This is a genomic window from Mesorhizobium sp. M8A.F.Ca.ET.021.01.1.1 (assembly GCF_003998025.1).
In the GTDB taxonomy this organism is placed as follows: domain Bacteria; phylum Pseudomonadota; class Alphaproteobacteria; order Rhizobiales; family Rhizobiaceae; genus Mesorhizobium.
Genome location: NZ_RZSJ01000295.1, coordinates 1 through 7,341 on the forward strand (window position 1 = coordinate 1; position 7,341 = coordinate 7,341).

General features: G+C 64.2%; 9 protein-coding genes. All 9 read right to left on the minus strand.

The window, feature by feature from the left end:
• A partial coding sequence (locus tag EOA36_RS21285) for a transporter substrate-binding domain-containing protein (RefSeq protein ID WP_127279297.1) occupies positions 1–751 on the minus strand: 751 nt, incomplete at its 3' end.
• Between the two features lie 296 nt (positions 752–1,047).
• Positions 1,048–1,263, minus strand: coding sequence for a hypothetical protein (locus EOA36_RS21290; protein ID WP_127279298.1), 216 nt, complete (start codon positions 1,261–1,263; stop codon positions 1,048–1,050).
• A complete protein-coding gene (locus EOA36_RS21295) occupies positions 1,260–2,015 on the minus strand; it encodes a COG4280 domain-containing protein (protein ID WP_127279299.1) in 756 nt (251 codons plus the stop codon). Before EOA36_RS21295 ends, EOA36_RS21290 begins: the two co-directional genes overlap by 4 nt.
• Before the next feature lie 134 nt (positions 2,016–2,149).
• Positions 2,150–2,779 (minus strand): phosphonate metabolism protein/1,5-bisphosphokinase (PRPP-forming) PhnN, encoded by a 630-nt coding sequence (phnN, locus tag EOA36_RS21300; RefSeq protein WP_167531402.1) that lies wholly within the window; start codon positions 2,777–2,779, stop codon positions 2,150–2,152.
• On the minus strand, positions 2,776–3,915 hold the full coding sequence (locus EOA36_RS21305) for an alpha-D-ribose 1-methylphosphonate 5-triphosphate diphosphatase (RefSeq protein ID WP_127279300.1): 1,140 nt from the start codon (positions 3,913–3,915) through the stop codon (positions 2,776–2,778). Before EOA36_RS21305 ends, phnN begins: the two co-directional genes overlap by 4 nt.
• Before the next feature lie 31 nt (positions 3,916–3,946).
• On the minus strand, positions 3,947–4,654 hold the full coding sequence (locus EOA36_RS21310) for a DUF1045 domain-containing protein (protein WP_127279301.1): 708 nt from the start codon (positions 4,652–4,654) through the stop codon (positions 3,947–3,949).
• A 152-nt stretch (positions 4,655–4,806) separates the two neighbouring features.
• On the minus strand, positions 4,807–5,619 hold the full coding sequence (gene iolB, locus EOA36_RS21315) for a 5-deoxy-glucuronate isomerase (protein ID WP_127279305.1): 813 nt from the start codon (positions 5,617–5,619) through the stop codon (positions 4,807–4,809).
• Between the two features lie 304 nt (positions 5,620–5,923).
• Complete coding sequence (locus tag EOA36_RS21325; protein WP_127279302.1) at positions 5,924–6,157, minus strand: DUF3329 domain-containing protein; 234 nt, start codon at positions 6,155–6,157, stop codon at positions 5,924–5,926.
• A 64-nt stretch (positions 6,158–6,221) separates the two neighbouring features.
• Positions 6,222–7,139: a myo-inosose-2 dehydratase gene (iolE, locus tag EOA36_RS21330; RefSeq protein WP_127279303.1), complete on the minus strand. Its 918-nt coding sequence runs from the start codon at positions 7,137–7,139 to the stop codon at positions 6,222–6,224.
• Between the last annotated feature and the right edge of the window lie 202 nt (positions 7,140–7,341).

Genomic DNA, 7,341 nt, shown 5'->3' on the forward strand with positions numbered 1-7,341 from the left:
CATCCAGCGTGCCGTCCGCCTTCATGGTGAACAGCCAGGTGTTGACCCACTGCCGGAGATTGTCGTTGCCCTTGGCGACGCCGATGCCGAAGTAGAAGGTCTTCAGCACATATTTCTGCTCGAAGGCGTCGCCGTTCCCGGCCTTCTTCAGGTAGATTTCGCCGTAATCGCCGCCCCCCATGGCGTCGATCTGGCCCGACACCATCGCCTGCAGCAGCGAGGAATAGTCGTCGAAGCGCAGGATCTCGATGCCCGGATTGGCTTCGGCGGCCTTGGTCAGCAATCCGTCCTCGCCGGTGCCGCGCGTCAGGCCAACCTTCTTGCCGACGAGGTCGGCAACGCCCTTGATCGAGGTGCTCTTCGGCGCGATCACCACCGCCGACTGGCCGGCATAGGGAATCGAATAGTCGATCTGGATGGCGCGCGCCGGCGTGATCGAGAAGATCGAGATCACCGCATCGACCTGCTTGGTCAGCAAAGCCGGAATCCGGCCCGGCGAGGTGACGGTGACGAATTCCACAGGCACGCCCAGCGCCTCGCCCATCTTGTTGGCGACCTCGATGTCGAAGCCGGTCGGTTTCAGATTGGCGTCGAGAAAGCCGTAGGGCGGCGTGGTTGTGTCGATGGCAACGACCAGCTTGCCGCGCGAAATGATCTCATCGACCGACTGTGCCGAAGCGATCGACGGCAGCAGCGCCGACAGCGCCAGCACGATGCCGGCTAGCATCGCGTCCCTCAGGAAAGTCCGCATGTTTTCCTCCCATGCATTTTCTGGCGCCTCGTGTCGATATCGACGGTGCGGGGCGCCTGGCCACCCGACGATTTGAAACAGCTCGCTCGCGGACATCCCTTGCAAACCGGAGAGTCAGCGGCTCCTCTGCGAGTTATAATGGTATGCTATTATAATATTATTTGTCTGTCCATGCGCGTTCCGCCAGGGGGCTTCGCGCATTTGATACCGGTACCATATTTTTCATTTTGGACGTGACGTCAAGGGTGCCGGGGCAAGACGATGATGATCCCCGTGGCGCCGCTGAAGCCTGTCCGCTACCGGTGAGCGTGGCGTGCGGCGCGGCGAACGCTTTGCAAAAGGATGGCAAGGCAGCCGACGAGCAGGAGGGCGCCGCCGAGCAGCGGCGGCAATGCGAGCAGCTTCACCCCCGCGGTAACCGCGGCCACAAGGACCAGCGCCAGCAGCGCGAGACTGCCGTCATCGACGAACATGCCGAAGAATTCCCTGGCGACAAGGCGAAGGACGTTCATCGGGCGAGCCCTCCGGCGGCTGTGGGATTGGTGCCGCGCAGCCAGCGCACCATGGCGAAGGATGCCAGCGCGACGATGGCGAAGATGGCGAGCAGAGCAAGATCGGCACCCGGCCAGTCGGCGCCGATGCCCTCGCCGGTCCAGAAGATGCCGAAGCTGGTCAGCATCAGCCCGACCACGAATTTGAGGGCGTTTTCGGGCACGCGCGCCAGCGGCCGGTGGACAGCGAGACCGACAAGCATCACCAGGACGAAAGCGGCCAGCGCGCCCATGCTCGCGTAAAATGTCTGCCCATGCGCGGCGCCGACAGCGATGACGATGAACACCACCTCCACCCCCTCGAGCAGCACCGCCTTGAACGAGGCCAGCCCGGCGAGGTAGTCGGCGCGCCGATCGTCAGCCTGCCGGTGCAGCGCGGCGGTTTCCTTGGCGAAGGCCGCCTCTTCGTCATGCAGGGCGATGACGCCGACGCTGCGCAGGATGGCTTTTCGCAGCCAGCGCATGCCGAACAGGATTAGCAGCACCCCGACGATGAACTGCAGCGTGTTGATGGGGACAAGCGCCAGCAGCGGCCCGAACGCCAGCACCAGGGCTGCCAGCACTGCCAGAGCCAGCGCAGCACCCGTCAAGGCCGGACGCCAGCTGCGTGTCACCCCGACCGCGAGCACAATGGTGAAGGCTTCGACGACCTCGACCAGGGAGGCGAGAAATGCCGCCGTGACTGTCGAGAGGATGGGTGTCAGTGTCTGCATCAAGGCTTCCTGTCTTGCTCGACCCTGATTCCCTGGGGGCGAATTCCCGGATCGTAGTCCAGAATCACCCTACGCGGCCAGCAGCCCAAGGCGTTCCGGCGGCAGCGCAAGCAGACGGGTGAAACTGGCCTCGATCAGATCAGCCCCGACATGTCGGAGAAGGCCATTGCTTTGCGTAGCAGCTCGGCGAAGCGCTCACCGGCCACCTCGCGCGGACCGCTGTTGTCGATCGAGGTGACGCCAGGGCCGGACAAGGTCACACTGGCGCTGCGCGCCAGCCGTGCCAGCACTTCGCCGCGCGACTCGCGGCCGCGCATCGCCAGCCGCTCGGCCAGCACCTGGGGCGAAGCGGTGATCTCGACGATCGCCAGATTGGCATAGCGTTCGCGCAAGGTCGGGATGACCGCGCGCGATACGTTGGCAACGGCGACGTGGCCATTGGAAACGGACCAGTCGACATCGGCGGGCAGGCCATAGCGCAGGCCATGCGCTTCCCAGGAGATGGCGAAGGCGCCATCGGCCTCGGCCTCGGCGAAGGCGGCGTCGGCCAGCGTGTCGTGATCCTCGCTCGCCGCATCGCTCGGCCTGGTGATGACGCGGCGAACGAACTCCAGCTGCGTCTCGTCGGCGAAAAGCGCCTTGGCGTAACCGATCACCGTGTCCTTGCCGGCACCGCTAGGGCCTACGACAGCAACAAAGACGCCATGACGGATCGGAAAGGTTTCGGCGGACAGTTCGCGCTCGATCAAGGCCGACACCATCATGCCACCCGGCATCCCTGCCGCCACACGGTGCGCACGACCGGAACACGATCGTCGACGCGCACCCGCACCAGATCGGCGCGGCGTCCCTGTTCGATGATCCCGCGGTCGTCAAGGCCGACGGCCTGCGCCGGGTTCTTCGAGACCATGGCGACGGCCTGCGGCAGCGAAATGCCTTCGACCATGTCGCCGAGGAAGAAGGCCGACTGGATCAGGCTGAAGGGGATGTAGTCGGACGACAGGATGTCAAGCAGGCCGTCACTGGCCAGGGTGCGTGCCGAAACATTGCCCGAATGCGAGGCGCCGCGCATGACATTGGGCGCGCCCATCAGCACGCCGAGCCCGGCGGCCTTCGAGGCCCGCGCCGCTTCCTCTGTGGTCGGGAACTCGGCGACCCTCACGCCCTGCTCGATGGCCTCGTCGACATGAGCCGACGTGGCGTCGTCATGGCTGGCGAGCACGATGCCGCGCTCCTGGCAGGCGGCGGCGAGGAAGACGCGGTTCGGTCCTGAATTGCGTGCCGACTCGCCCATCCGCTTCTCGCAGAATTTCTTGAAATCCTGATCCGAGAGCTTCAGCTTGCGCTGGTAGTAGTAGGCGTAGGTTTCAAGGTTGACGAACTGGCGCTGGCCCGGCGCATGATCCATCAGCGACGCCAGTTTCACCCTGTCGTCTGTCTCGAAATTGGCGAAGGCCCTCAGGCAGTCCGGTGCCGAGACCTCGCAGCGCAGATGGATGAAATGGTCTGCCCGCAGCCGCTCCTGCTGGACACTGTCCTCGATCGCATCGGCCAGCTTGCGGATGTCGTCCGATGTCAGGTCGGCGTCCTCGTCCATGCCGACGCGGAGCGCATCGAGCACGGTGGTGATGCCGGCGGTCGCCACCTGCGCGTCATGGGCAAGCACCGCGGCGATCGGGTTCCAGCGCACTTTCGGCCGCGGCGCATAATGGCCCTCGAGATGGTCGGTGTGGAGTTCGACCAGTCCTGGAATGATGAAGTCGCCGCCCATGTCCTCGCCGGTCCGGGCCGCGCCGGCATCGATGCCGGCGATAAAGCCGTCGCGCAGCACCAGCGAGCCTTCGACGATCTCGTCGGCAAGAACGATGCGGGCGTTGGAAAGAACAGTTTCGGCGGTCATTGCGGCTGGTCCTTGCTTCTTCCGGCGCCTGTCAGGCGGTTTTTCTGGCCGGGCGGCATCCAAGCGCGTGCTGGGACAGCACCATGAACGGCGCACCGGGTTCGAGTTCGACAAACAATGTCAGCGCATCCACCAGCACGGGCTGGCGCAACACATCGGCGAAAAGGCCGTCGATCGCCGCGCGCAGGCGAGGGCTTTCCTGTGGGCCGGCCCGGCCTGACAGGGTCATATGGAAGCGAAAGGTCTCGAAAACATAGGGATAGCCCCACTGGCAGAGATTGCGAAACTCGGCAGGCTTCAGCGAATCCGGGCTGCGCCGCTCGATCTCGGCCTCGCTCAGCGGCGCGCGAAACCGGTCGAAATCGCGCACGACGTCGTCGGCGAAGCGCTTGAGCGGAGGCAGCGGACCCTCCGGCACCAGCGCGAAGAAACTGTCGATCTGGCTGACGACGAGGCGCGGGATCGTCACAACCGGCGTTGCTTCGGCAAAATGGTCTAGCGCCGCGCGCAGCGAAGCCTCGGTCTCGGTGGCGGCCAGGCGGAAGGGCGCTTTCAGCGTGGCGTGAAAGCCATAGCGGCGCGCCGAAGCGGTGTGGAAGGCCACTTCCGCCGCCGACAGGTCGGCCACGGCCTCAACCGGCCTGGTCGCGGCACCGAACGGGTCGCGGCCCAGCCAGTTGGCGGCGATACGCGCCAGCGGCTCGTCCTGCCTGGGGGTGAAATAGATGGCATAACGCATGGGAAGTCCTCGTCAGAAACGTTGCCATAGGTGATTTCCATGACGGATTGACGAAGCTTTGAAGGGTTTTCGAAGGCAAATCGACCCTCAGGGTCGTTAGCCGACGATTTTTCCCAACTGGACCAACAAGTTCAACCGGAAACGCAAGACGGTCAGGCCTTCATCAACCATTCGTGCTCGGGCGCGTTGTGGAATTTCCACGTCCGCTTCGGCCCGGCCATCACATTGAGGTAATAGAGGTCATAGCCATGGCAGGCGGCACAAGGGTGATAGCCCTTGGGCACCAGCACGACATCGCCGTCCTCGATCGCCATGGCTTCGTCCAGCGCGCGCCGGCCATCCTTGTCGGCGTCGGTATAGACGCGCTGGAAGGCAAAACCCTGCGGCGGGTTGAGGCGGTGGTAGTAGGTTTCCTCGAGATAGGATTCAGCGGGCAGATTGTCCTGGTCGTGCTTGTGCGGCGGGTAGCTCGACGTGTGGCCGCCGGGCGTGATGACCTCGACCACCAGCAGCGAGTCGGCCGGCTGCCCCTCAGGCAGGATGTTGGTGACGTAGCGCGTGTTGGTGCCCTTGCCGCGCACCTCCTGGCCGAGATCGTCCGGCCCGATCACCCGGACCGGCAAGCCGCCGCCAAGGCCGGGCGCCGAGCATACCGCGAGTTCCAGCTCGGTATCGGCCGTCACCGACCAGTCCGATCCCTGCGGCACGTAGACCGACCACGGCTTGCCCTCGAAAGGCGACATGCGCTCGCCGAGCAGGCCGAGATCCTTGCCGCCGGCTTTTGCCGTACCCTTGCCGGTCACGAAGACCAGGCAGACTTCGCGGTCGTCCGACTGTCCCGAGGCGCTCTGGCCGGGCTTCAGCCGATGCAGATCGAAACCGACATAGGTCCAGCCAGCGCCTTGCGGCGTGACATGCGCGACGCGGCCATTGCCCTTGTCGGCTTTGACGAGCAGTTTCGACATTTTTGTCTCTCCTATCGCAAATCTTCGAGATCGGCCGAAGCCTCCCAACTTCGTCATCCTAGGGCGTAGCAGGAGCGAAGCTCCGTCGCGGAGACCCTAGGATCCATTCCGTGACCCCGCAGCGGAGCGGAGCGGAATTCTGCACCGTCGCAACGCTTCAATCCAACGGCATGGATCCTAGGGTCTGCGCCGCGTCGCTGCGCTCCTTGCTCCGCCCTAGGATGACGAAGCGAGGAGCGTTTCGGCCAATCACCAACGTATGCGATCCGTTACGCACGTATCCAATCCACTGGAACTTCTTCCATCATTCCTTGGGTTCGATGCCGACCTTGGGTTCCGCAGCCGTTGCCTTCGTCTCCTCCACCGGCTTGTACAGATAAAAAAACTGCCAGACGGCATAGCCGGCGAAGCCGAGCGCAATCACGCCCCAGAACGGGGTGCCGGAGGCGAACTCGATCACCGACCAGATCACGCAGACCGCGACGACGGCAACGCGCCGCCACAGCGGCCGGAAGAACGGGTGTTCATAATCTTTCATCGCGCCATCCGAGAGTTGCTGAACCAGTTCTCAGATAAGCCACCGGTGGCGACCAATCCAGCCTTCAGGCATTCGGGAAGCCCTGCGTCTCGACGGTGTAGCCGGCGGCGGTCATCACCCGCATCAGTTCCTTATGGCCAACCTGCGCCATTTTCAGCGGCGGGTTCTTCCTGGGGTCCTGCTCGGCCTCGACCACGAACCAGCCTTCATAGCCATGATCGGCGAAGCGCTGCACGATGGCCCCGAAATCGAGCGAACCGTCGCCCGGCACGGTGAAGGCGCCGAGCGCCACGGCGTCGAGGAAGGATTGTTTCGTGCGGTCGAGCCCGTCGATCACGTCCATGCGCACGTCCTTCACATGGACATGGCTGATGCGCTTGTGGTGGTTGTCGATGGCGCGCAGCACATCGCCGCCGGCAAAGGCCAGATGGCCGGCATCGAGCAGCAGCGGTATGCCTTCGCCGGAATGGCGCATGAAGGCATCGAGTTCCGGCTCGGTCTCGACCACCGCCGCCATGTGGTGATGGTAGGAAAGCGGCATGCCTTGCTCGGCGCACCATTCGCCGAATTCCGTCAGGCGCCGCGCGTAGGCCTTCATTTCGTCACTGGTGAGTTTCGGCTTGGTGGAAAGCGGCTTCGCGCGGTCGCCCTGGATCGAGCGTCCGACCTCGCCATAGACGATGCAGGGCGCGTCGACCGCCTTGAACAGGTCGATCATCGGCTGGATGCGGTCCTTGTTGGCAGCCATCTCCTCGTCGACCAGCGTGCCGGAAAACCAGCCGCCGCATAGCGTGACGTCGGCGGCCTTCAGGATCGGCAGCATCACCTTTGGGTCCTTGGGAAAGCGCCGGCCCATTTCCATGCCGGTGAAACCGGCAGAGCGCGACTGGCGCAGACACTCTTCCAGCGACACGTCATCGCTCAGTTCGGCAAGATCGTCGTTCCACCATGCGATGGGGGACATGCCCAGTTTGGCTTTCAAGTCGTCACTCCGGTTTAGAACTGCTTATTACCTGTTGGTTGGCGCTGCCCCTCATCCGCCTGCCGGCACCTTCTCCCCGTATAGAGACGGGGAGAAGGAAGGAGCTTCAGCGCCGGCGTCAATCGCCGACGCTCTGCATCCGCCGCTTCTCGTCATAGGCCTTGCGCGCCGCGTTCACCTGCGGCCGCGCCGAGACCTCGGG

Bases quoted from the DNA above. Each gene is read 5' to 3' on its own strand.
- EOA36_RS21290 (WP_127279298.1), bottom strand. From the start codon at position 1,263: ATGAACGTCCTTCGCCTTGTCGCCAGGGAATTCTTCGGCATGTTCGTC.
- phnN (WP_167531402.1), bottom strand. From the start codon at position 2,779: ATGATGGTGTCGGCCTTGATCGAGCGCGAACTGTCCGCCGAAACCTTT.
- EOA36_RS21325 (WP_127279302.1), bottom strand. From the start codon at position 6,157: ATGAAAGATTATGAACACCCGTTCTTCCGGCCGCTGTGGCGGCGCGTT.
- EOA36_RS21310 (WP_127279301.1), bottom strand. From the start codon at position 4,654: ATGCGTTATGCCATCTATTTCACCCCCAGGCAGGACGAGCCGCTGGCG.
- EOA36_RS21295 (WP_127279299.1), bottom strand. From the start codon at position 2,015: ATGCAGACACTGACACCCATCCTCTCGACAGTCACGGCGGCATTTCTC.
- EOA36_RS21305 (WP_127279300.1), bottom strand. From the start codon at position 3,915: ATGACCGCCGAAACTGTTCTTTCCAACGCCCGCATCGTTCTTGCCGAC.
- iolB (WP_127279305.1), bottom strand. From the start codon at position 5,619: ATGTCGAAACTGCTCGTCAAAGCCGACAAGGGCAATGGCCGCGTCGCG.